This is a genomic window from Rummeliibacillus pycnus (assembly GCF_044359855.1).
GTDB lineage: Bacteria > Bacillota > Bacilli > Bacillales_A > Planococcaceae > Rummeliibacillus > Rummeliibacillus pycnus_A.
In genome coordinates, this window is record NZ_CP132291.1 from 1569450 (window position 1) to 1595338 (window position 25889).

General features: G+C 33.5%; 24 protein-coding genes and 1 other annotated feature. Of the genes, 3 read left to right on the plus strand and 21 right to left on the minus strand.

Annotated elements, in window-relative coordinates; all coding sequences use genetic code 11:
• Window positions 1–115 precede the first annotated feature (115 nt).
• From Q8X41_RS07690 to Q8X41_RS07765, 16 genes are all read right to left on the minus strand, one after another.
• The gene (locus Q8X41_RS07690; protein ID WP_397539665.1) at window positions 116–613 is read right to left on the minus strand and encodes a DUF2231 domain-containing protein; all 498 of its coding nucleotides are present in this window, start codon (window positions 611–613) and stop codon (window positions 116–118) included.
• Between the two features lie 793 nt (window positions 614–1406).
• Window positions 1407–1955 (minus strand): hypothetical protein, encoded by a 549-nt coding sequence (locus tag Q8X41_RS07695; protein ID WP_397539666.1) that lies wholly within the window; start codon window positions 1953–1955, stop codon window positions 1407–1409.
• Window positions 1956–2071: 116 nt separating this feature from the next.
• Window positions 2072–2722, minus strand: a complete 651-nt coding sequence (locus Q8X41_RS07700) for a DedA family protein (protein WP_397539667.1) — start codon at window positions 2720–2722, stop codon at window positions 2072–2074.
• Window positions 2723–2747: 25 nt separating this feature from the next.
• On the minus strand, window positions 2748–3923 hold the full coding sequence (locus tag Q8X41_RS07705; protein ID WP_397539668.1) for a glycosyltransferase: 1176 nt from the start codon (window positions 3921–3923) through the stop codon (window positions 2748–2750).
• Between the two features lie 275 nt (window positions 3924–4198).
• Window positions 4199–4795 (minus strand): DedA family protein, encoded by a 597-nt coding sequence (locus Q8X41_RS07710; protein ID WP_397539669.1) that lies wholly within the window; start codon window positions 4793–4795, stop codon window positions 4199–4201.
• An 8-nt stretch (window positions 4796–4803) separates the two neighbouring features.
• Entirely contained in the window at window positions 4804–5505 is a 702-nt protein-coding gene (locus tag Q8X41_RS07715) for a polysaccharide deacetylase family protein (RefSeq protein ID WP_397539670.1), read from the minus strand.
• 44 nt (window positions 5506–5549) lie between these two features.
• Complete coding sequence (locus Q8X41_RS07720; protein WP_397539671.1) at window positions 5550–6911, minus strand: sensor histidine kinase; 1362 nt, start codon at window positions 6909–6911, stop codon at window positions 5550–5552.
• Between the two features lie 4 nt (window positions 6912–6915).
• Entirely contained in the window at window positions 6916–7614 is a 699-nt protein-coding gene (locus Q8X41_RS07725) for a response regulator transcription factor (RefSeq protein ID WP_397539672.1), read from the minus strand.
• A gap of 685 nt (window positions 7615–8299) precedes the next feature.
• Window positions 8300–10072, minus strand: a complete 1773-nt coding sequence (locus Q8X41_RS07730; protein WP_397539673.1) for an oleate hydratase — start codon at window positions 10070–10072, stop codon at window positions 8300–8302.
• A gap of 253 nt (window positions 10073–10325) precedes the next feature.
• Window positions 10326–10877, minus strand: coding sequence for a ferric reductase-like transmembrane domain-containing protein (locus tag Q8X41_RS07735; protein WP_397539674.1), 552 nt, complete (start codon window positions 10875–10877; stop codon window positions 10326–10328).
• Window positions 10870–11766 carry an FAD:protein FMN transferase gene (locus Q8X41_RS07740; protein ID WP_397539675.1) on the minus strand — a complete coding sequence of 299 codons (897 nt, stop codon included), beginning with the start codon at window positions 11764–11766 and terminating at the stop codon, window positions 10870–10872. Before Q8X41_RS07740 ends, Q8X41_RS07735 begins: the two co-directional genes overlap by 8 nt.
• Before the next feature lie 11 nt (window positions 11767–11777).
• A complete protein-coding gene (locus Q8X41_RS07745; RefSeq protein ID WP_397539676.1) occupies window positions 11778–12026 on the minus strand; it encodes a hypothetical protein in 249 nt (82 codons plus the stop codon).
• A gap of 14 nt (window positions 12027–12040) precedes the next feature.
• The gene (locus Q8X41_RS07750; RefSeq protein ID WP_397539677.1) at window positions 12041–12679 is read right to left on the minus strand and encodes a stalk domain-containing protein; all 639 of its coding nucleotides are present in this window, start codon (window positions 12677–12679) and stop codon (window positions 12041–12043) included.
• 716 nt (window positions 12680–13395) lie between these two features.
• A complete protein-coding gene (locus Q8X41_RS07755) occupies window positions 13396–14637 on the minus strand; it encodes a sensor histidine kinase (RefSeq protein WP_397539678.1) in 1242 nt (413 codons plus the stop codon).
• Window positions 14630–15307 carry a response regulator transcription factor gene (locus Q8X41_RS07760; protein WP_397539679.1) on the minus strand — a complete coding sequence of 226 codons (678 nt, stop codon included), beginning with the start codon at window positions 15305–15307 and terminating at the stop codon, window positions 14630–14632. The genes Q8X41_RS07755 and Q8X41_RS07760 overlap by 8 nt, the downstream gene beginning before the upstream one ends.
• A 177-nt stretch (window positions 15308–15484) precedes the next feature.
• On the minus strand, window positions 15485–16114 hold the full coding sequence (locus tag Q8X41_RS07765) for a Bax inhibitor-1 family protein (RefSeq protein ID WP_397539680.1): 630 nt from the start codon (window positions 16112–16114) through the stop codon (window positions 15485–15487).
• A 277-nt stretch (window positions 16115–16391) separates the two neighbouring features.
• On the opposite strand from Q8X41_RS07765, the gene Q8X41_RS07770 reads away from it, so the two are divergent.
• Window positions 16392–17174 (plus strand): SH3 domain-containing protein, encoded by a 783-nt coding sequence (locus Q8X41_RS07770; RefSeq protein WP_397539681.1) that lies wholly within the window; start codon window positions 16392–16394, stop codon window positions 17172–17174.
• A 93-nt stretch (window positions 17175–17267) separates the two neighbouring features.
• On the opposite strand, the gene Q8X41_RS07775 is transcribed toward Q8X41_RS07770, so the two are convergent.
• The 5 genes from Q8X41_RS07775 to Q8X41_RS07795 form a co-directional block, all read right to left on the minus strand.
• Window positions 17268–18239, minus strand: a complete 972-nt coding sequence (locus Q8X41_RS07775) for a DUF5011 domain-containing protein (protein ID WP_397539682.1) — start codon at window positions 18237–18239, stop codon at window positions 17268–17270.
• Window positions 18240–18453: 214 nt separating this feature from the next.
• Window positions 18454–20871 carry a leucine--tRNA ligase gene (leuS, locus tag Q8X41_RS07780; RefSeq protein WP_397539683.1) on the minus strand — a complete coding sequence of 806 codons (2418 nt, stop codon included), beginning with the start codon at window positions 20869–20871 and terminating at the stop codon, window positions 18454–18456.
• A gap of 91 nt (window positions 20872–20962) precedes the next feature.
• Window positions 20963–21175: a binding site (T-box leader), on the minus strand.
• 56 nt (window positions 21176–21231) lie between these two features.
• Window positions 21232–21876, minus strand: coding sequence for a 3-oxoacid CoA-transferase subunit B (locus tag Q8X41_RS07785; RefSeq protein WP_397539684.1), 645 nt, complete (start codon window positions 21874–21876; stop codon window positions 21232–21234).
• A gap of 11 nt (window positions 21877–21887) precedes the next feature.
• A complete protein-coding gene (locus Q8X41_RS07790) occupies window positions 21888–22577 on the minus strand; it encodes a CoA transferase subunit A (protein WP_397539685.1) in 690 nt (229 codons plus the stop codon).
• Window positions 22578–22879: 302 nt separating this feature from the next.
• Window positions 22880–24073, minus strand: coding sequence for an MDR family MFS transporter (locus Q8X41_RS07795; RefSeq protein ID WP_397539686.1), 1194 nt, complete (start codon window positions 24071–24073; stop codon window positions 22880–22882).
• A 162-nt stretch (window positions 24074–24235) separates the two neighbouring features.
• Here Q8X41_RS07795 and Q8X41_RS07800 point away from each other — a divergent pair, with 162 nt between their 5' ends.
• Complete coding sequence (locus Q8X41_RS07800) at window positions 24236–25207, plus strand: TIGR01212 family radical SAM protein (protein ID WP_397539687.1); 972 nt, start codon at window positions 24236–24238, stop codon at window positions 25205–25207.
• Window positions 25204–25773, plus strand: coding sequence for a class I SAM-dependent methyltransferase (locus Q8X41_RS07805; RefSeq protein ID WP_397539688.1), 570 nt, complete (start codon window positions 25204–25206; stop codon window positions 25771–25773). The genes Q8X41_RS07800 and Q8X41_RS07805 overlap by 4 nt, the downstream gene beginning before the upstream one ends.
• The last annotated feature ends 116 nt before the right edge of the window (window positions 25774–25889 follow it).

The following is a 25889-nucleotide window of genomic DNA, read 5'->3' on the forward strand; positions in this document are numbered from 1 at the left end:
TCGGTACCAAAGTCTTCTTGATGGTTCTCAGATGGCAAGTTCAAAAGTTTTTATTTCTCTAACATTTGAACTTGTCCTTTTCTTTTTAGAACACTTTTTGATCAAACTATTCTAATTATTCATCTGAATCTTGATGAGAAGCGTTTGAATTAGTCACAGAAGTAGTGGAATTATTTTCGTAAACTATTTTACCACCTAGGTGTCCAGTAACTGCTATTGATACAGCTCCAGCAATACTTAGAAGTACAATCAATACAGTAGCAACTCCACCTCTAAGAGCTTTACTTTGTAATACGTTCCATTTAAAAATATTATGTCTGAAAAGAATTTTGATAATCGCTAAAGCACTAAAGATAATCATTGAAAGATCTGCAAAGTTCTCATGTGGCCCTATTTTTCCCTCTACAGAATCCCCCCATTTATTTTCAGCAAAATGTTCTGCTCCATCACCTGTAGCAAGTGTAACAAATCCTGAAATTACCCCTAAAATAATTAGTAAGGTACCAAATTTATTTAATGATTCTTTTTTCATAACAACATTCACAATTTCGATTACCGCTCCTAGAATTAATAAAGCAATTGGAAAATGAACTATTAATGGATGTAATGGCATTTGTATTATGCTCCTCTCTTTCTTTCTATTTTCATCATACATACTGAATCTGAAAAAGCCCTGAAATTCTATATTAATTTATGTGATTCAATTTCATAAATTCTTTTCTAGGTGAAAAATACGGATATTTTTTAAATAAACAACTCAATAATTCGGATAATATTTCATTCCAGTATTTACTTAGTATACCGCTCCAGATGGCGCTTTCGTGCTGAGCGAGCGTTGAGCCTCCTCGGAAGCTAAAACATTGTGCTCCTGCATCGTTTCGCTAGCTTCGTCGCAGGACTATGAATGGACGTCTCTGAATCAACATCGCACGAAGGAAATGCGAATGCATTTTCGAGGACTCGCCATCTTCCGCTTCACAGACAATGTTCGAAAAGATATGGCATATAACAATGGTACATTTAATGTTCGTGTATTTTTTTATATCTTTGAATTATGAAATTAATTTATGTATTAGCCATTTAAAATCAACTGCATCTAAAGGTTTCGTGACATCTAAAGACAATTAACTGGAAGGATTAGAGGATATAAAAAGAGGCATCAATTCTTCTCATGTATTACATAAATTTATCCTTATAGGTGTTTTAGTAGGAAAAGGTTTTTCACCTGAGGAAGCATATCAAATTGTTGAAAATTAGGGGGAAACAGGAGAATCACAAATACTTCAAAGAAGTAAAATGGAGTAAAAAACTCAACACTTAGATTTTCAGATTATCCGCTGTATTACTGCTGGGTCCTCTGCGTTTCAAACTAATTAAATTAATCTCCAAGTTTCAATACAATTTCTTTATTCCAAAGAAATTACTTCTTCGATTAAGTAGCTGATTTCTCCTTTAATATATTGATCAAATGAATTTAATTTCTCTCCGTTTTTCATTTTCTTTTGTAATGAATATATAAACTGAAGATTTTCCTTGTCATTCATTTCATTTTTCAATAATGCATCTAACAAATGAACAAATATTGAATAGCGCTTTGCTTGCAATTCTTCATCTAATGCAACACCACTAACTTTTTCTAATTGAAATGGTCTTTTTTCATAGGAAATAGCTGTCAAATGATCAATCCCTTTAACTTCATTTGGATCTCCTACTAATAAGACGCCTGTTTTACCTATGTGTATTTCGAATTCACCTATAATTTTGTCATTGGCATCTTCAGAAATTAGAATAACTCGTTCTATTCTGTAATCTAAAGAATTAAAAAAATTTATTACAGTAGGGTGAACATTTAGCTCTACTTCTACAGTTGTTTCACCTTCAAAATCTATTAATCGCAAAGTTCCTTTTTCTATAGGAATTTCTGTTTCTCTTATTAAAACTTTATTTATATTCATTGTAAATCCTCACCTTTGTCAATTTGATATAGATAACAGACTTTATCGTATTCTGTAATCATCAAAATTTATCTCATGATTACTTAATTCAAACATCAAAATCAGTAAAGCAACTCTTATCTTTTAGTATTATGGGATTGATGGAAAATGATGTTTATTAACTGACATACAACCTTATTAATTTGGACGTGGAATTTTTTATAGATAATAATTACCGCGATAGTAATTAATAAAGTAATACCCCCGTCGATAAGATATGGTTTTAGTATTGAACTAACTTTTAGATATTGGGGTCCTAATAACTTCCCAGCACTAATAAAAACAGTTACCCATAGTAAAGAACCACTATATGCTAACATTGCAAACTTTATATACGGAAGTCGTGTAATCCCAGAAAAATATCCTGTCACATGTCTAACACCAGTTATAAAATAAGCAATTACCAATAATTTCCCACCATATTTTCCAAACCATTCAGATGTTTTTTTTATTCTCGCTGGTTTTAACAATAGAAACTTTCCGTATTTTTCAAAAAAAGGTGTTCCAAGTTTATAACCAACCCAATATGAAATCGTAATGCCAATCGATGAACCTAACCAAGCAATAAGTATGCTTAGGGTCCAATCTAACTGGCCTTGAAATACAAGAAATCCACAATAACTCATAATAACTTCACCTGGCAAGGGAACAGCAATCATTTCAAGCGCGAGTGAAATAAGTAGTACTAGGTATCCATACTGATTAAAATAGGCTATGATATCTCCCAAGGTAAATCCTCTCCTTATATGCCTCTTATACCCTAGCCACTTGTAGATGTATTGAAGGTTTAACTGAATATAAAGGAATGCTTGTTGAATTTTTGTTCAAAATCCAATTCATCACATCCACCATTTGTTCTGGTGTTTCCAATTCTAATCCTCTTTGAAAAAGATCAATTGATTTTTCCCATTGTTTCATTTTATTAGCATCCTTTAAAATCTTGTTTAGTTGACTTTCCAATGTATCTTTTTGGTTAAGTTCAAAAACAAGCTGCTGTTTTTTTAAGTAGGTCATATTAATTTCTTCTTGACCAGGTAGATATGCATGAACAAAAATCGGAAGTCTTTTTTTCAATACTTCACTTATTGTTACACCACCTGGTTTTGTAACAATTGCATCTACTTCATTATAAATTTTGTTCATTTCTACTCTTGATGAAATATAAGGTAACGGATTGATATGATCTAAATCCCAAGATAGAATTTCATCGTATAGTTTTTGATTGTTACCACAAAGTACAGTGAAATTAAATTGTTGTGATTTCTTCATTTCAGCAGATAATTTTAATATCCCACCTAGACCACTATTCCCTCCAGCTATCAATATTTGCGGCTTTTCTGCATTGAACTTTCTATGAGTAGTTTTAATAATTTCCTCATGGACCGGAATACCTGTGACAATAATCTTTTCACCAGGGATTTTATACATTTCAATTAAATTTTCTTTTACTTCTTGACTCGGTACAAAATGGAAATCTATTCCGTCTTTTGCCCAAACATTATTAATAAAAAAGTCTGTATAGACATTGATGACTGGAATATTACATTTTCCTTGCATTTTTAGTTGGCTTAAAAGATAAGAAGGGAATCCATGAGTACAAACAATTGCATCTGGTTTTTCCTCTTCAATCAATTTTTCCATTTTCTTTAGAAATAAGCCTTGATAAATTTTATAGGAACTTTTAGTTTGTTTTTGCGCGTAAAAGTGTTTTTTGTATACTACGTTATAAGTTGCTGGAGCATATCGTATCCATTTTAAATAACCGCTTGAAATAATTTTTTCTAATGATTTATTTGTATAGCTCAACAAATCTATTTTTTTTAATTCAATTTCTTCAGCTCTAGTTTTTAACATATCCATAATTGCATCTGCAACTTGATGATGCCCAGATTGCATTCGTAAGAGTGGAAAGAATAGTATCTTCTTCACTTTAGTTAACTCCTTTTCACTAAGAAAAGATTTTCAATTCCTAGTTGTTAATTTAAAAAATATTATTCTTAAACTTAACAATTAGACAATACCACTGATTTTGTAAAAATCTTCTCTTTTAATTTATTTTTAATCTAACTTTCAGCTTACATTTAGATGTGTGAATTAAAGACAATTTTTTGGTTTGTTATTTTAAAAAGTTTTCTTTGTAAAATGAATCCATTAAAAAAGACGTTCTCTACATAATTTGGTTACTTGATGAACGTCTTTTTGTGTTAGATATAATTATTTTTTTTGGAAACCATTTTCTTTATAAGAAGATAAATTAAAAATAGCACGAACAACACAACCCCAAAATAAGGTACATATTTTGGATTGATATTAATAGTTTCCGCAGTGAAATATCCCGCTAAAATAAACGGAACTGTCCAAAGTATACTGCCTAATAAAGACAATAGTAAAAAACGAAGAAATGGGATTTTGGCAACCCCTGCAAAATATGGACTCAATTGGCGAATCCCTGGTAAATAATAACCGAATGTTATTGTTTTGTAGGCACTTTTCTTATACTTGTTTTCTATAGTGGTCCACCTTTCATTTGTAAGGCCAATGTATTTTCCAAATTTGTTTATAAAAGGTGTCCCTAAATACTTTCCGCAAATATACGCTGTAAGCATCCCTACAAAAGCCCCTAAATCTGATATGACAATAGTTGGTCCCATTGAAAGCTGATGATGACTAATTAATATTCCTGTTAGAAACAGAAGGGATTCTTCTGGAGCAGGAATCCCTACAATTCCAAAGAATAAACAGATAAAAAGAATTAAATAGCCATATGAACCAATATATTGTGTAATTGTCTCTATACTCATAACACCCTCTATTCTTTTAGCTCTTTTAATGTTATAAATTGTACGTCTTTTTGTCTACATTCCTTAAGGAAAATTTCCAAATTCCGAATCATATAACCCGGTGCTTCTTCTTCAGCTCCCAATGTATCCCCATTATCATGGAGCACGAAAATTGCACCTTCCTTCTCCGAATTTCTTAATTCATTTAGCAAGCCATGTTTAGCCTTTTCTGCTTTCCAATCTCCGAAAATATTTGACCACATGATTTTATTGTATTTTTTACTTACAGCTAGAGTAAAAATATTAAAATGTCCCCATGGCGGTCTATAAAAAGAAACTTTTTCACCTGTGCATTCAGTTATTGCCATTTCAGTCATTTCTAATTGTTTCTTTAATCGAAATGGAGACATGATCCAGTTCGAAACATGGTCAAAATGATGAATGCCTACCATATGCCCTTCCTCCGCCATACGTTTAACGATTTCTGGATTCTTTTTAACATTGCTGCCCACAACAAAAAAAGTAGCTTTTACATCATACTTTTTTAATAAATCGAGCAATTGCGGTGTATATACAGCATGTGGTCCATCATCGAAAGTAATGGCCATACCATTTGCTTGTATTCTTTTTGAAATTCCCCGCTCAGATACTCGAATAAGTATAGTAGGCAAAGGACCATAGCAAAGGAATAATACTATTATAATTACACCACAAATTAATAAATATATCACTTATATAACAGCTCTTTTCAATAGATTTTTTGCTGACATCGGAATCAATTATTTGGCAAGAATAACTCCACCTCTGTTCCGACTCCTTCAATGCTATTTACTTTAATTTCCCCATTATGTTGTTTCATAATATTTTTTGCAATTGATAAACCTAATCCTGTACCACCTGTTTCTCTATTTCTCGCTTTATCAACTCGATAAAATCGCTCAAAGACATTATTTATTTCGTCCCCAGGTATACCTATTCCATAGTCCTTTACTCGAATAATTGTGTGATATTCTTGATTCTCTAAAAAAATATCAATTTTATCGGAACTATATTTGATTGCATTATCAAGAAGTATAATGATTATCTGTTTTAACTTTAACTCATCCGCTATTACCGTAATTGGTGTCTCTTCATAATGTAATACCAAATCCCTCTTATAAGTGCTATGAAGCTGTTTAACTATTTCCTGACTTAATGCTATTAGGTCTATTGATTTCTTTTCTAATGCATTTTCCACATCAGTATTAGCTAAATCTAAAAATTTCTCTGTCATTTGTTGTATTCTAGTTGCTTCCGAATAAATGACTTCGACTGCATCGAGTGCTACTTCTTCGTTTTGAATGCCACGTCTTCGTAAGAAATCTGCATAACTTTTAATAACAGTAATTGGAGTTTTCAGTTCATGAGAGGCATCTGAAATAAATTGCTGTTGTTTTTCTAAATTGATATCTAATCGATCCATCATGCGATTAAAGGTTACAGCTAGTTTCTGTAATTCGTCTTTAGGCCGCTGATCGATAACCATTCTTTTCGTAATACCACTTTGTTCAATTTCCTCCATTGTATCAATCATATTAGAGACGGGTCTAATGATGATATTCGCTAACCATCTTCCCCCAATGAGAGAAATTAGAGCTCCAAAAAAAGTACAAAAGATTAGAATAGATAATAATACGTCTTTGCCTAATTCTAAACCCACTAATTTTTCCCCAATTTCCAAGGTTTCAATGACTTGTCCATTAGATTCAATTGGTATTCTAACAACGAGAATTTGTTCTTCTACTTCTCCTAGATGAATTAAATAACGTTCTGAATTTGTTTTTCTAGTAAATTCCCCTTTTATTTTATTCGCCATCTTCTCGTTGTTTGTTACTTGATGTATGACTTTCGAATGATTATCTAGAATTCGAATATATGATCCACGTGTTAAATATTTTGATAATTTTTTTTCAATTACTGCATCCGAATCACCATTATTAATATCGTCTAATATTGCACTCGCATTTTGCAGCACTATCTTTTTTTCCACATTGACAGTGACACTCATAAAAGAATAAAACACTACGATATTAACGATGACAAGCAAACAAATGATCCATGCTGTTGTAATCAAATTTATTTTAGTATTAATTTTCATCTACTTAATTCTCCTTTATTATGTAACCCACTCCTCTTACGGTCTGAATGATGGCATTACTTTCGAATCCTTCGTCGATTTTCTTTCTCAAATGCCAAATGTAAACATCTATTACATTTGTATCGCCTTCATAATCGTAATCCCATACATCTTTAAGAATGTTATCTCTTGTTACTATTTTATTTTTTCGTGAAACCAAATAAACGAGTAGTTCGAATTCTTTTGGGGTTAATGATATAGAAGAATTACCTCTCATTACTTCTCTCGTATCATTATTAATAGTTAAATCTCTAACCGATACAATGGAATCATCATTATTTGAAACATTCGAGATAATTGTATTTTGACGAAGACAAGAACGCACTCTTGCTAGCAACTCTTCCATCTCAAAGGGCTTTGTTATATAATCATTCGCTCCTAGATCTAATCCAGTCACTTTATCCATCGTCATATTACGTGCTGTTAGTAGAATGACCGGCATAAGTTCATCTTCTTTTCTTATTCTTCTTAATACCTCAATTCCATTCATCTCAGGTAACATTATATCTAATAGTACTAAATCAATTTTCCCTTCCAGAGCTACTTCCAATCCGAATTTCCCATTATTAGCAACTACTACTTCATATCCTTCATATTCAAGCTCAAGTTTCAATATTTTCGCAATCTGAACTTCATCTTCAACTACCAAAACTCGTTTTACCATATTTGAACACTCCTTTTATTTTCCAATGTAAATGATATCCATCTTCTATCTATTGTGCACAATTAAAGAATTTTTTAAAATAATCAATATCACGCATGTTAATTATCCAGTTTTATCTATCAAAAAACCAGATATCAACTGATTAGCTATGAATTGCTTGCTTTCCTGTGAGCGAGCGCTGAGCCGCTTCCTACGAGCTCTAATCTAGTCCGTTTTCACACTGAAGTCTACGCTAATTCCACTTCAACTAATATGGCGATATAAGATTTTTGCCATTAAAATTCAGCTTTTTTACTATCGGGAGTCGAGTAAACCAATGAGATACAAGCACCTTGAAAGATAGATTACAGAAGAATGTTCTCCTATTTTATCCTAATTAACATACACTTGAATCAATATTTCATTAATTGAAGTAAGTAGAGGTATTGTAATTATTTTAAATAGATTTATAAAAAGTATCTCTAATTTAACACTGTTTTTCATGTTATTTCTTTTTTTAATAGAACTTTAAGAATAAATTTGGCAACTTCGTGGTTTTATCTATTTCTCAGAATATAAAAAGCGCAAATATCACCATGTAATTTTAAAAATAAGCATTCCCTTTTTAAGTAGTTAGATGAAAGTGAATTATAATTGTAAAAAAGCTGATTCAAGATTATGAATCAGCTTTTTTAGCATACACTTTTTATATCAATTTACTTTCTTTGAGTAAATCATATATTATTGTTTCCTTCGTTTTATGAATACCTAATTTACCTATTTGTTTTAAGATAAATGGAGCATCTATATCTGTTAATTTTTTACCATCAAGTAAGCGAGCAGTTGAAGCTAACAAAGTACGAATATCAAAAGTAGATGCAAACACTTCTGGAACGCCTCGATCAATATTTAATAATTGATAAACAGCTTCCATTGCTGTTCTTACTGAATATTCAGTTGTGAATACAGTGTCTCTTTCTGTTTCACTAAAATTCCCAATGAAGGCTAAGTTAACAGATCCATTAGGGACAACTAAAGGACGATCTCCCATTGCTCTAGGCATGAAGTAAGATGTTATATAAGGCATGTAACATGGAATTGTATTACAAGAATTTTGCGCTAAGTCCGGTATTTCATCTACAGGTACGCCCATATGGTACAACCACTCTTGTGCTATCTCAATTCCAGTACATTCGGTGATACTCTTTTTAATAAAATCACCTGGTTTATTAGATAGTAAACCATATATCCAAACTACTAATTGATCTTTTGGTTGATTTTTAAAATGAGGTTGTCGGTTCAACGTATAGCTTAGCATCCAATTAGAATCCGTAGCAGTTACAATACCACCAGTAACTACCTTTCCAGCGTATGGATCTCTTTTACTAATTTTTTCAATATAAGGAGCAACCCGATCATCCAATGTAGTTAGTGTTGCTGCAACATACCAACTTTCTTCCGGAAGATTATCGCAGAATTTTTCTGGTTTACCAAATTCAGAATCTTGGGAAGCGATGTTTTTCCAAAGTGACCAGCTTCCGCCTAAATCAGTGCTTATAGGGGCTGGCGTATAATTGTCACCATAAGTTGTACTCTCCGTGATACTACCATTTGTAACAAAAACTAATTTATTTTCTGTTAGCTCAATATTCTTTTTCTCACCATTTTGTCTTAACACTAAAGTATGAGCTACCTTTTTATCTCCAACTTTATCGACCAAAACATTCTCTACAACAGTATTATATTGGAAATTAACATTATGCTTTTCTAAATACTTAATCATAGGAAGTACTAAAGATTCATACTGGTTATACTTTGTAAATTTTAAAGCAGATAAATCAGGTAGACCCCCAATATGATGGATAAAACGCATAATATAACGACGCATTTCCATTGCTGAATGCCATTTTTCAAAAGCAAACATCGTAGACCAATATAGCCAGAAATTCGATTCAAAGAACGCTTCAGAGAAAACGTCTGTAATTTTCTTGTCCTCTAATTTCTCTTCAGGAGTAAAGAATAATTTAATCATTTCTTCAGATGATTTATCAGATAATGTAAACTTTCCATCATCTTCAAGTCTTTGTCCTCTATTTTCAATCAATCTACATTTTGAATAGTTAGGATCTTCTTTATTTAACCAATAAAATTCATCTAAAACAGAAGCATCTTCTATTTCTAAAGAAGGAATTGAACGGAATAAATCCCATAAGCATTCAAAATGATTTTCCATTTCCCGACCACCACGAATGATAAAACCTCTTGTCGGATTTAGAATACCATCAAGGCTACCTCCTGAGATATCTAGTTCTTCGAGAATATGAATATTCTCTCCCTTCATTTGTCCGTCACGAATTAAAAAACATGCAGCTGAAAGTGATGCTAGCCCCGAACCAACAAGGTACGCTGACTTTTCATCAACTCCTTCAGGTTTTTTAGGACGTGCGAAAGCCTCATAATTCCCATTACTATAATACATAAAAAAACACCTCCATCAAATATCACAATCGGATTATAGCATTTTTTTACATATCCACTTCAAAATGAACGAAAAATTAACAAAAAATACAAATATTCAATTCAACTTTAGCTTTTAAACGAAGATTTCTTAGAGTTACATTTAATTCTTATTAGTAACACTTACATCTACAGGAAGAATTACTCTGCAACTAAAGCAAAGCAACATAGCACTTCACACAATTAGCTAATAATAGGCATATATAAGATGATATTTACCCTTTTTTATTTAATGCTTGAGCTGTTGTTTTCATATATGAACCATATACTCGAAGAATGCTTGCAATAATGATAATGCTGCCTGTTAGAATATAAAATATTTCGATGATAGGGTTTGCACTGTCTGTACCGATGAACAGACCATGTAAGAAGATCAAAATCCATGCAGGAAGTACAAGAAAATGGATGGACTTCCAAAGCTTACGATTCATCTTACTAATCAAAAGATCAGATGTCATGATTACAATTAAAAATATAAATAAACCTAATGTTCCTAATGCTGACAAAATCGGTTTATAGTTAGCTGTAAAAGGTACAAGAATCTCTATGACACGATAAGGTTGATATCGATCAATTAAAAGTAGTAAAACATGCAATGCAAGAGCTAATAATCCCAGCCAACCAGCATTTAGATGTAAGTGAAATAATAAATTTTTTTGTTTGGTAATTGATGGTGTTTTTCGAAATAGACCAAAAATAACCGAAACGGTAAAGTAAAAATACGCGAGAAATCCGCATATGCGAATCCATTCCCAAGTATTAAACATATCTCCCATCTCCCATTTTAATCCATTTAGCCTTTTCATCTTGGTCGACTATAAATCGTGCCACACGCCATTCATTGTTTTCAAGCCATTTATTTAGCTGTAGTTCGTTCATCAAAAAGCATAACTTGGCACTAACTTCAGATTTGTAAAGACTATCTGTAATAACTGTTGCTTGTATTATATTACTCTCTGCAACTTTTCCTGTTTGTCCATTCAAAATATGATGCTTTTCTTGTTGTTGATAAGTCCAGCTTCTATATATTCTATTAGATGTAGCAATAGCACCATTTTGTATTTTAATACTTCCCATATCTGTTCCGTTAAAGGGGTTGGCAATGCCTATAGACCATTCTTTTTCTCCATCAGACCACATTGCCATATCACCTCCGCCGTCCACAATACCATAACTAAAGTCATGGATTTGTAGCCACTTTTTTATTTGTTCAACAGCATAGCCTTTTGCAAAACCACCAAGGTCAATTGGTTGATTCGAAGTTTTATAAATTTGTTGGTTCCCTAAAAAATGCAATGGATCTTTCACTATTGGATCTAACCTTTCTTCATGCATTTCAACTGAACTGAAAGGAAAAGATTGATTGTATCCCTGTTTTACTAATTGATTTTTTAAATAGGGTGAAAATAACCCATTTGTTTTCTCGTAAAAGTGATTTGCCTTTTTTAAACAGTCGTACAACGATGTATTTATTTTTAATGTTTTGCCAACAGGTAATTGATTGATCTGATCTAATTCATTATTTGGAATAAATCGCGACCATTCTTGTGCCACATAGTGAAGCCATTTTGAAACGGGTTCTTTCCAATTTTCAGAAGCCCCTGGTACTTCTATATAAAAATCGGTATTCATCATATTCAATGTTATGGATTCCATTTGTCTCACCTTTATGATCTTCTTGTTTGACGATCTTGTTTTACTGTGGTAGCTTTTGTTAATTCAAAATTTGTCCAATCAAGTTGAAGTACTTCTTTTTCTTTTTTACTTACCTTGGATTGGTCGATTATGACTTGTTGGTTATTAGTGGTGGTATTGTTTTCCGCAGTTCCTTTGACGTTCAGCTGAGTTAACAATCCAGCCGATAAAAGAACTGCAGACGAACCGATAAGCCACTTTGCTTTTTTTGTGTCTTTCATGTTCCGATTCCTCCTTATATGGTTTGACAAATAAATTGTTGTTGCTGTTCTTGCCAATCAATGGAATAGCCAAATGAATTTAAGATGACGCTTACTGGTACATAAATATCCTTACTAAAATGAAAAGCTTTTGCTGGCATTGGTGTTTTAAACATATTTTCATACACTACATTTGTATTGGCTCTGAAAATGAGCTGATGATCCTTAATCTTTGTAATCAAAATCTTCGACGTTTCGTAATATGTTGACTGTCCACCTAAAGCTTCCGTTAGTTTTTGGGCTGGGACAAATACTTCCCCGTTTTTAGGAATAACATAAAATCCAAGGGTTTTATTATCAATTTTAAAAGTTGCTTTTTTTGCCTCTTTAATGGGTAACGTATCCGTATTTTGAACTAAAGATCGGGTCCAAATATTCCATCCACCTTGTTCAGATGTATACGTATTATCTTCAGAATATCCATTATCGTAGTTGTTTTCATATTCTTTTTCATCGTCATCATGTTCTTTTTCATATTTATCATGCTCTTTTTCATCATGATTTTTATGTTCTTCGTTATATTCGTGGTGATCATCATCTGCATGTGCAATATAAGCACCACCCGATGTACCAAAAATCAGTATTAATAGAAATAATCCTATGCTTTTTTTCAACTTTATCCGCTCCCTTCATATACAGTGTAAATACACATTATGAAATGAGTCTGAATAAATACTGATAAATTCAAAATACATATCTCATCAGAGATTTTACTTAATAAATACAAATATTCCAATTAAACAACTCAATAATTCGTATAATATTTCATTTCCAGTATTTACTTAGTATTCCGCTCCAGATGGCGCTTTCCGCTTCATAGACAATGAGCTAATGGTGTATTTTAATAAATCTTTGAATTATAAAATTGATTTAATAATATTAAAAATATAAAAAAAAGTATTAGAGAACATCTGTCCTCTGATACCTTTTGTCGTATTGAGCTAATTCTTTTTATTTGAATCAATTTCATAAATCCACTTTCGGTTTTTAAATATGAACATTTCAACATACTAAGTTTTCAATATTCAGATTTGGATGTTCCGCTACAGGCGGCACTTTCCATGGGCTTGACTTCAATCTCCTTGTTGAAGTCTGCATCGCTAACGCTAGCTTCAGCCTAGTAGTACTAACGTTCCTGCGGGGCTCTCAGCTCAAGCTTTTCCCGTAGGACATTGAATTAGCTTCCTTGAATTAGCACCGCACGAAGAAAATACGAATGCATTTTCGAGGACTCGTCGTCGAAAGCGTTGCGATGAACAAAATTGACTATCATAATGGTCGTATATTTAATATGGATTTTGAATTATGAAATTGATTCATTAATTAAGATTTAATCTTTTTTATTTTGTATTGGCAAAGAAACAATAAATTTTGTTCCTTGACCTAACTTACTTTCTACGGAAATATGACCTTGATGTTGTAAAACGATGGCATGTGCAATGGCCAAGCCTAGACCTGTTCCCTCTTTTTGTTGATTTTTTGTAGCTTGATAAAACCGTTCAAAAATATGTTGTGTATCCTGTTCACTTATTCCTATTCCTGAATCTTCAACGATTAGTTCAATTTTATTATTAAAGCTTGAGAGAGACACATTAATAAATCCTTGCTCCGTAAATTTGGCCGCATTATCAAGTAAAATATAAAGCATTTCTCGAATTTTTGTTTCATCGCCAATAAAATGTATATTGCCATCTATTTTTGTTTTAAGTTTGATTGATTCGGGTAAAGTTCTTTCAAAGGACTTAGTCATATTTTTAACTATATCGGATAGCACAATTGAATCCTTCTTAATAGGCAACTTATTTTGGTCAAAACGTGCTAAAAATAATAGACCTTCTAGCAATGTTTCCATATGTTGTGCTTCGTCTTTTAAATCAGTTATTACTTCTTGTCCAAAAGTACTGAATCGATTCTCGTCATCACTTTCTAATACTTCCAAAGAGCTATAGAAAACTGTTAAAGGTGTTCGTAATTCATGTGACGCATCTGATACAAATTTGCGTTGACGATCAAAAGACTGTTTAATCGGTACCATTGCTTTGCCTGCAAGATAGTGACTAAGAAAAGCAATAATTATTATACCAATCAAAGTAAGAATAATAATTGCGTACATCATTCTCTCTAACAAATGAAATTCTTTCGTAACTGATTGTCCAATAATCATATAGTTTCCATTAGAGTTTAAAGGTTGATGATATTTTAACAGTAGTAAATGTTCCCCTTTCCACTCAATGGATTGTGGATCACCATCTTTTGCATGTACCATTAATTGATCAATATCTTTACTAAGTCCATGAATAGATTCGTCTCCGTGCACTAATTTGTGGCGATTTGTGAAAATATAGTAAAAATAAATTCTGTTTGCATCATATTCGATTTCTCTATCTTTTCTAATGTTATCCCCCATTAAATGATAGTGCTCCTTTTGATGGAATAATTTAAGCTCTTGTACTTGCTGTTGTTGTACAATCGCAATAATAGCAAAATAGAGAACAATCATTAGTAAAAACACAAATAATAAGAAAAAGGCTAAATATTGCACTGTCAGTTTTCGTTGAATTTGTTTAAACATAGGCATCTCTCAATTTATAACCAATCCCTCTTACCGTTTGAATAAGAGAAGGTTGTTCACCATCATCTATTTTTTTTCGAACTAATTTCACCAATGCATCCAGTGCATTATTCGATACTTCCTCGTCATATCCCCAAATTTGATCATAAATTTGTTCCCTTGTTAAAATACGTCCTTTATTTATAAATAGATATTCTAATAATAAAAACTCATTTTTTGTTAGTTCAATTTTCTCATGATTCTTGAAAAGTGCTCTTGCATCTACATGTAGTTCATATGATTGCAGTTGAATAATTTGTTCAATTGGTTTGTTTTTTCTACGCAAAATTGCACGGATTCTTGCTAATAGAACCTGCATCTTAAAAGGCTTAATCAGATAATCATCTGCACCCATGTCTAGGCCTTGAACCACATCTTGTGCATCATCTCTAGCAGTTAACATCAAAATGCCGCCTTCATATCCATTTTTTCGTAACTCCTGACATACAGTGATTCCGTCCATTTTGGGCATCATCCAATCTAAAATGATCAAATCATACTCCTCTATAAATGCTTGTTCCAATGCTTCAACACCGTTTTCTACACCATCAACTAAATATCGTTCTTTTTTTAACATAAAAACAATATTCTTCAACAACCTCATATCATCTTCAGCTATAAGAATTTTCATATTCTCACCCTCTAATTTGAAAATAGTACTTTAATATTACTACATAAAACTGAAATATATCTGAATCTTTGGTGAAGAAAAATGAATATTGTAATTGATGAAAAACCACTTTTTCTCTGGCAAGATAATAAAAAATAGTGAAAGCCATATGATTAGCTTTCACTATTTTTTAAATGATTAATCTTCATCCAGAATGTTTTTCAAATAGTAAACAAGTTTTAGTAACTCTGTGAATAGGTTGATGAAGTCTAAATATAGATTTAATGCAACAAGTGGAACTTCTTCATCACTTATATAGTTGCGGGCAATTTGATTCATATCATACAGTGTGTAGCCAACGAATAAGAGTACGCCAATGGCACTAGCAACTACCATAACAATATTGCTAAAACCAACAAATATAGTAATGATAGAGAAAATGAACAAACCGATTAATAAAATAAATAAAAATTTACCCCAGTTTCCCAAATTACGCTTTGTATTATAGCCAATTAAACCAGCAACAATAAAAATTGCTGCAGTTGTACCGAAAATTACAAGAACTAAATTGCCACCTAAAGCACCAATATAAAAGTTTAATAGGCTATATAAAGTAATACCTGTCAAGAAAGCAAATAAAATTGAAATGAATTTGCTTGCTTTTCTTGCTGCACGACTAAACATGACAATTATCAGTAAAACAACTGTTGCAATACTGATAGGCATAACAAGTGATTGAGGAACAAAAACCCCTGCAAATAACCCTACAGCCGTCACGGCCCATAGCAAGGTAAAGAACCGAAGAACCTTCGGAAATTGTGATTCCATTCTAAATAACCTCTTCTCCAATATTTCATTAATATTATATACGATTTAAGTCTTCGAAAGTTTCAATAGGATTTAAAAGATTTGCGGAAGGCGTTTAGCATATCACGAATTTAAGTATTCAATCCACGAAATTTCGAATTGTATCCACGTCGGGGATAATTTACATCTTAGTATCTCCATTTTCAGCAATATTCCCTACTAATAAATTTAAATGGAATAATAACGGCCAAATGATAATATATGTAAGCTAAAGACAAACTAATAAGAGGAGAAAAATATGAAGAAATATACTTGTATGAAATGCCTTATAGCACTTATTCTAATCATTGGTTTATTTGTAGTACAGCAACCAAAAGCACAAGCTGAAACAATGAATGGAGAAATAATCTATCCAACAAGTCTTTATAAAAATCCTAGTTCAAAATCCACTAAAATAGCGAAAGTTCAAAAAAATAATAAGGTCCTTCTGTATTCCATTAATTCTAACGGCTGGGCAAAGGTTAAATATGGACAAAAAATCGGATATATCTACAGCGTTAATTTAGAGATCATAAAAAGCCAAAAAGTAAGCTATGCTATGAATCCTAAAAAGGTTTATAAATATCATAATACCGGAGTTGCGCTTTTCACATATCCTAGTGAGTACGATTACATGTGGAGTAATGGAAAAACTTCTAGCCCCTTCTTACGATATTTTAATAAAAATTCATATGTTTGGTATCAAGGTAAAAAACTTTATCAGTATGATCCAAAAGGTTATGACCAACTACACATGATTGAAGAGGCACGTGGCCTTACGATGTACTCTGCTCATGCAGAGGGAATGACGGTACTTGAGTATCCCGTAATAAGCAATAAAAAATACTATTTTATGGGGCCAACTCCTGTACAAATGAACATTTTAATAAAACCTTTTACAGTAAAGGCAGGAACCTTCAAAAATGTTGTGCGTGTCAATTATGGTAATATAAAAATGTATCTCGCGCCTAAAGTAGGTATCATTAAAATATCAAAAGACGGAAAACCGACTAGAGAACTTTTTTCTTTAACAAATCGATAAATTTCAATAATGCTTAAAAATGCAACGAAAAAAGCTGTTCCTTATGGAGCAGCTTTTTTATGTTTATCATTTTATTATACAGAGATATCTATTTTATAAAAAATAGGTCCACTTTACACTATCAATTAATGCATCAACTTGTTTTTGATTGAGCTTAAACTTCACTTTGCTTTTAGAATTTTTTAATTCAACCTCTACAATACTGTTACTTGTAATGTTGTTTTTTAAAAATGCTATTTCTGATTTCGTGAGAGAAGCCCCATTATCCTTTAATTTTATAATTTTGCTTTTCTTATTAATTGTAAATTTAATTTGGCTAGGTTTTATTTTTGGATGTTCAGTAACTAAAAATAGATAGACATAGTTTTTATCCATCATTGGTATTAGAGCAATACTGTTTTTATAAATAAAATTCCACTTCTTATTAATAATGTTTTTGTGTCCGTACATAGTCCATCCATCAACAGAATCCTTATAAAAACTATCTTTCAATGCTCTTCTTACTTTAATAGTCCGATTTTTAGTTGTTTTATTCCCTGAAGAATCTACAACAATGTATGTTAATTTATAAGTACCTATTTTGTTACTATTTACTTTTCCACTGATTTTAATCCTATTTGTTACATTGCCATCATTCGTATCCTTTGCACTGATTCCTTTCTTAGCATCAAATAATGTTCCTTTATAGATGGTCTTATTATCAACACCTGACAAAATAGGTGCTTTCGTATCAGTAACATTTATTTTAAAATTTCTAGAAATGTTGTTATATACAACATTTAAAACTATATTCCCTTTTTTTAAAGGAATAATTTTATTAGAATCAATCTTTGCTATAGATGAATCTGAACTCGTCCAAGTGATATTACTGTTAACTGTTGTTGATTGACCATTTGTTATTACCGTAATTGCTAAATCTTCTTTTTCTCCGACTTCTAAAGTTTCTAAATTACTAGGAATCAAAATCGTTGATGATTCTTCACCATCAAAAGCATTCACCTCATTGGAATGACCAAAAATAGCAAATGCAATCATTATTAATAGTACTAATCTTATGTTTTTCATATTTCCCTCCTGTTAAGTGAAAATTTGTATATATACTATTATATTAACAATTAATCAGTCAATCAATTGGATATTTTTAGTATTCTAAGTAAAAAGCTATTTTTTCTGATTTATCTTTTTCATGAAAAAACCTTCTCCTCAAATTGGTTTTGAGAAGAAGGTTTTTTATGACTTAAATTGTTTCTACATTGTATTCGGAAAATTTAAATTCGGTTTATTTTGCAACGATGTTTACAAGTTTACCAGGAACAGCAATAACTTTTTTGATGTCTTTGCCTTCGATATGTTCTTTTACGTGTTGATCAGCAAGTGCTACTTTTTCTAGATCTTCACGCGATGCATCTTTTGCAACCATAAGTTTAGCACGTACTTTTCCGTTAACTTGAACAACGACTTCGACTTCATCATCTACAAGTTTTGCTGGATCGAATGTTGGCCATTCAGCATAAGTGATTGTTTCCGTGTGACCAAGTTTTCCCCAAAGCTCTTCAGCAATGTGAGGAGCGATTGGTGCTAACATTTTGACGAATCCTTCTGCGTATGCTGTTGGTACAACTTCAGCTTTATAGCAATCGTTGATGAAGACCATCATTTGAGAAATTGAAGTATTGAAACGAATATGTTCGTTGTTATCTGTCACCTTTTGTACTGTTTGGTGATACACTTTTTCTAGAGTTGTATCATTTGATGCTTGGATTTTATCTGATAGTTCGCCATTCTCTTCGTTGATAAATAGACGCCAGATACGGTCTAAGAAACGACGTGCTCCATCTAATCCATTTGTAGACCAAGGAATAGAAGCCTCAAGTGGTCCCATGAACATTTCGTATAAACGAAGTGTATCTGCACCATGACTAGCTACGATATCGTCAGGGTTTACAACATTCCCTTTCGATTTAGACATTTTTTCGTTACCTTCACCTAGGATCATACCTTGGTTGAATAGTTTTTGGAATGGTTCTTTTGTTGGTACAACGCCCAAATCATAAAGAACTTTATGCCAGAATCGAGCATACAGCAAGTGAAGAACTGCGTGTTCTTGACCACCAATGTAAATATCAACTGGTAACCAACGTTTTAGTAGCTCTGGATCAGCGATTACTTCTTTGTTATGTGGATCGATATAGCGTAAGAAGTACCAGCTTGAGCCAGCCCATTGTGGCATTGTATTTGTTTCACGACGTCCTTTTTTACCTGTAACAGGATCTACAACATTTACCCATTCATCAATATTTGCAAGTGGTGATTCACCTGTACCACTTGGACGGATATCAGCAGTTTTTGGTAGAACTAATGGAAGTTCTTCTTCTGGAACTGTTGTGATTGTACCATCTTCCCAATGGATGACTGGAATCGGTTCACCCCAGTAGCGTTGACGAGAGAATAACCAGTCACGTAGACGGTAGGAAACTTTCTTTTCGCCGACTTTGTTTTCTTCAAGCCATGCGATTGCTTTCGTAATCCCTTCCGTTTTGCCTAGACCATTTAAGAAATCTGAGTTGATGTGTGGACCATCTTCTGTAAAGGCTTCTTTTTCAACATCTCCACCTTCAAGAACAGGGATGATCGGTAAATTGAATTGTTTTGCAAACTCATAGTCACGTTCATCATGTGCTGGCACGGCCATGATTGCACCTGTACCATAGCTAGCTAATACATAGTCTGCAATCCAAATCGGAATCTCTCTACCATTAATAGGATTCACAGCGTATGCACCAGTGAAGACACCTGTTTTTTCTTTTGCTAAATCAGTACGTTCAAGATCCGATTTCATCTTCACTTCATTTAAGTATGCTTCTACAGCTTCACGTTGAGAATCTGTCGTGATTTCTTTTACTAATGCATGTTCTGGAGCAAGTACTGTGTAAGTAGCACCAAACAATGTATCTGGGCGTGTAGTGAATACGCGGAAGTGTTTATCCGTATCTTTGATATTGAAATCGACTTCAGCACCTTCAGAACGACCAATCCAGTGACGTTGCATATCTTTAATATTTTCTGGCCAATCAACTTCTTCTAAATCATCAATTAGACGATCAGCATATGCAGTAATTTTAAGCATCCATTGTTTCATCGGACGACGTTCTACTGGATGACCACCACGTTCTGATTTACCATCGATTACTTCTTCGTTTGCTAGCACCGTACCAAGTGCTGGACACCAGTTAACAGCTACTTCGTCAATGTAAGCTAAACCTTTTTTATACAGTTGGATGAAGATCCATTGAGTCCATTTATAGTATTCAGGATCTGTTGTGTTAATTTCACGATCCCAATCATAACTAAAACCTAGTTCTTGGATTTGACGTTTAAATGTGCTGATGTTCTTTTGTGTAAATTCTGCAGGGTCATTTCCTGTATCAAGTGCATATTGTTCAGCAGGAAGACCAAATGCATCCCATCCCATTGGATGCATTACATTGTAGCCTTGCATACGTTTGAAGCGAGATAAGATATCTGTTGCAGTATAGCCTTCAGGGTGTCCTACATGAAGACCTGCACCTGATGGATACGGGAACATATCTAATGCAAAAAATTTAGGTTTTGAATCGTCATTTACTGTTTTGAATGTTTCGTGTTCAGCCCAGTAAGCTTGCCATTTTTTCTCGATTTCTTGATGATTGAAATTCAATGGTAACTCCTCCTTTTTGTGTAAAATAACGATAGTTAGTTTGCTTCTAATATGAAGAATGCCGTGAAATATAAAAACTCCCGTCCCTTGAAAAAGGGACGAGAGTATAAAATCTCCCGCGGTACCACCCAAATTAGTGTAAGCACTCAACTTGATTCCTTAACGCGGAAAACGACTTTGGCTATCATTCATTTCACCATTGTGACTCCTGGGCGAGTTCAATTTACTGATTTACTAACTTACACCAACCGTTAGCTCTCTACAAAATCCAGATAAACCTACTATTCCCTTTCACAGTCATATCATTATTGAATCTTATTCTAATCGAAGTAACGTAAATTGACAAGAGATTTAGTAAATTTATGAAAATTTCGGGATTAGATCAATATTCAACTGCACACCTGTATCACGAAGTACATCTTCAACTTCAAAACCATCCATCACTTCTTTTAATACGAGCCCATTATTTGTGACTTCAATTACCGCTTTTTCCGTAATGATTAAATCAACTACTGTTTTACCTGTTAACGGTAAATCACATGTCTTTTTAATCTTTGGAGACCCATCCTTTGCATTATGTTCCATGATGACAATTACTTTTTTTGCACCATGTACGAGATCCATTGCTCCGCCCATTCCTTTAATCATTTTTCCTGGAACCATCCAATTTGCAAGGTCTCCTTTTTCAGAAACCTCCATCCCACCTAGAATGGCAACATCAATATGCCCCCCTCTAATCATGGCAAAAGATTCTGCACTACTAAAAAAAGCTGCTCCTGGTACAGTTGTTATGGTTTCTTTTCCAGCATTGATTAAGTCTGGATCTACTTTATCTGAAGTTGGATAAGGTCCAATACCAAGAAGACCGTTTTCTGATTGTAAAATAACATTTTTTTCTTCTATATAATTAGCAACAAGTGTTGGCATTCCAATCCCTAGGTTCACGTAATTTCCGTCGGCTATTTCCTGCGAAGCCCTTTTTGCAATTTTTTCACGAATATTCATGTCTTCTCCTCCTATGAACGAGTCGTCACTTTTTCAATGCGCTTTTGTTGTTTTGCTTGAAGCATTCCTTGAACATAGATACTCGGCGTATGAATATAACCAGGATCGAGTTCGCCTATTGCAACAAATTCTTCCACTTCAGCTATTGTAATTTTCGCTGCGGTTGCCATAATTGGATTAAAGTTTTGTGCTGTTTTGTTATATTGTAAATTCCCTAGATGGTCTGCTTTATAAGCTCTTACCAATGCAAAATCAGCAACTAAAGATTCTTCTAGTAAATATTCTTTTCCACCAAAGTCGCGAATTTCTTTGTTTTCTGCAATCGGCGTACCAACCCCAGCAGGTGTATAAAAAGCAGGAATTCCCGCACCACCAGCACGTATCTTTTCTGCCAAAGTACCTTGTGGTATTAGTTCAACTTCTAATTCACCTGCTAATACTTGTCGTTCGAATTCTTTGTTTTCTCCAACATATGAAGCTATCACTTTTTTAATCTGTTTATTTCTTAATAGCAATCCAAGACCCCAATCATCAATACCACAGTTATTAGAGATGACTGTTAAATCCTTTACTCTACTCTGAGCAAGAGCCATTATAAGCTGCTCTGGAATACCTACAAGACCAAAGCCTCCTACCATAATAGTCATTCCGTCATTTACTTGTGATATGGCTTCTTCTGCAGACCGATAAATTATCTTCACTTTCCACTCCCCCTTTTCTATTATTTTCTCAAAGACGGAATATTCTTGCAAATTTAAATAGATTCATTCTTTTCTGATGCGCCTGCTAAATACTTTCTTTTAGATGATCATCCTCCACATATAAATCTATCCGGCTTCAGCATTTATATTAAAGGTTTTGTTTATCAATACTGCTGATATTTCATCAAGTTCGCTGACGAGCCTCTTCACAGGAATCGCCACTTCGCACAAGTAGGAATGCATTAAAAGAATCAACAATATCATATGCCAGAACCAAATAAAAAAGGAGCCTATTACAGCTCCTACAGCTCCTCTACATTTATATTTTCTTTTTCTTTTTGCTTTATAGGTCGATCATATAGCATATAAGGAATCAAAGCGATGACTAAAATACCCATCAACACATAAAACGTAATTTTCATCCCATATTGATCCGCTAATACTCCACCAAGGAATGGGCCAATCATTCTACCAATCGCACTAAAACTATTAATAAGCCCTTGGTAGAAACCATCTCTTCCTTTCGGTGCAAGTTTACTAGCAATTGTTGGTACAATCGGCCAAACAAACATTTCACCAAAAGTAAGTATCATAATGGCCACAAGAAACATATTAAAAGTGCTTGCAAAACTTACAACAAAGAATGAAATGAAAAAGATCGCAATTCCAATGAAAATTTGACCTTTGTAAAATTCACCCATTCTCTTAATAATTGGGTTAATAAGAGGTTGCCCCAAAACAATTAATAAACCATTTGCAGTCCATAGAAGACTATATTGATTCAACGAAATGCCGAGATCCTGTGTATAAGATGAAATGGTAGTCGTCCATTGAGTATAAACCATCCAACTTAATAGGTACCCTATTCCTAAAATAAATAGAGCATTAAAAGAAGAACGATCCTTCACTTTCGCACCTTCACTAAGAACAGAACTTGGTGCCATACCATTTTCTGATGAAATTCCTTTATATGATAAAGCAACAAAGAAAAATAGAACATACATTATTAAATTTGCAATAAACAAATAATCAAAGCTTTTATTGGCAACAACTCCCGCAAGTGCTGGGCCAATTGCTACGCCTAAGTTTTGTGCAAGATAAATTGCATTAAAGCCTTTTCTGCCGCCTTCTGGCCAAGCAGTTCCAACCATTGCGAACATACTTGGGAATACAATTCCCCCACTAAAACCAATTAAAGTTAAAAACCAAACATAATGTGGCCATCCATGCCAAAATACTAAGCATATTAAACCGATGATGGTAATAATTGTACCCAACATAATCGATTTAAAACCACCAAATTTGTCAAATACATAGCCACCTAAAAGGTTACCAACCACACCAGCTGCTGCGTTTCCCATGAGTACAAGCCCTGCCATTGAAAGCGATTGTCCTAGATGATCATGCATGTAAATTGTATTTAACGGCCATAAAAATGAATTACCTACCGTATTGACAAGCATCCCAATAATTAATAACCAAACACTTCTGGGCATTACTAAATCCTCCATTTAATTCGAATATCTAAGCAATCGTATCAACCTTTTTGAAAACTTACAACCATCTCCAACAAATTTCTAACTTTCTTCCTGTAACAGATAAAGTATTCGTCCACTTCTACAAGTCCGTGATAGAATAGGAAGTTGAGGAGTGAAACTATGACTGAAATTAAAAACAATGAATTCCCCTTTCCTTCTGATGGGAAACGTTATTATACATGGAACCGTTACTTACGAGATGAATTTGGTTGCAAGGTCTATAAAGTTGCCTTAGATGCAGGTTTTGACTGTCCAAACCGTGATGGCACTGTAGCTTTTGGTGGTTGCACTTTCTGTAGTGCCGCTGGATCAGGCGACTTTGCAGGAGATCGCGTAGACCCAATCCCTGTTCAATTCGAAAAAATCAAAGAAAAAATGCAACATAAATGGAAAGACGGCAAAACAATGGCATACTTCCAAGCTTATACAAATACGCATGCACCTCTCCCTGTTTTAAAAGAGAAATTCGAAGCAGCACTTGCTTGCGAGGGTGTAATGGGTCTAAGTATTGCTACCAGACCAGATTGTTTACCAGATGATGTTGTAGACTATTTAGCTGAATTAAATGAACGTACGTATTTATGGGTGGAACTTGGATTACAAACAGTTCATGAACGTACAGCCAACTTGATCAATCGTGCTCATGATTACGCTACTTATGTAGAAGGGTTAGAAAAACTTCGTAAACATGGCATTCGCGTCTGCACCCATATTATCAATGGCTTACCTCTAGAAGACTACAATATGATGATGGAAACAGCACGAGAAGTGGCAAAATTAGATGTCCAAGCCATCAAAATCCACTTACTACATTTATTAAAAGGCACACCACTCGTTAAGCAATACGAAAAAGGGAAGCTTGAATTAATGGACAAAGATGTCTATATCAATTTAGTAGCTGACCAATTAGAAGTGATTCCACCAGAAGTGGTAGTGCAACGTATTACTGGTGATGGCCCAATTGACTTAATGATTGGACCAATGTGGTCAGTCAACAAATGGGAAGTTTTAAATGGCATCGATGCTGAGCTTGAACGCCGTGGAAGCTGGCAAGGCAAGTTCTACAAAGCCGATGAAGTGAAGACACGATGAAACTACAACGCGTCTTACAATATGCACAATTCCTACTACAAGATACTGTTGAAGCTGGTGATGTTGTCGTAGATGCTACTGCTGGTAACGGCTATGATACGGCCTTTCTTGCTCAATTAGTTGGTGAACACGGTCATGTCTATGCATTTGATGTACAACAACAAGCTGTCGATTCCACGAAGAATCGTTTAGACGAAGAAGGATTAGCTAACCGTGTTTCAGTAATTTTAGATGGTCACGAAAACGTTGCCCAATATGTAAAAGAATCGATTAGTGCTGCTATTTTCAATTTAGGTTATTTACCAGGTAGCGAGCACGAAATCATTACAAAACCTAGCACTACTTTAAAAGCTATCGAAAATTTGTTAAGTCTTTTAAAAGTAGGCGGCATGATTGTATTAGTTGTTTATTACGGACATGAAGGGGGTAAAACGGAACGTGATCAAGTTATTGAATACGTCAGTAATTTACCTCAGAAAAAAGTTCATGTACTACGGTATGAATTTATCAATCAAAAAAATGATCCCCCATTTATCATTGCACTTGAGAAAATGAAGAATCTATAATATTTATTGTATGACACCTTAAATTATTGATTTAAGGTGTCATTTCATGTAATAGTCATTATTTTTTTGTCTTTAGTTTAATCGTCCCTTACTTAAGAAAACATTTCTGCATAACC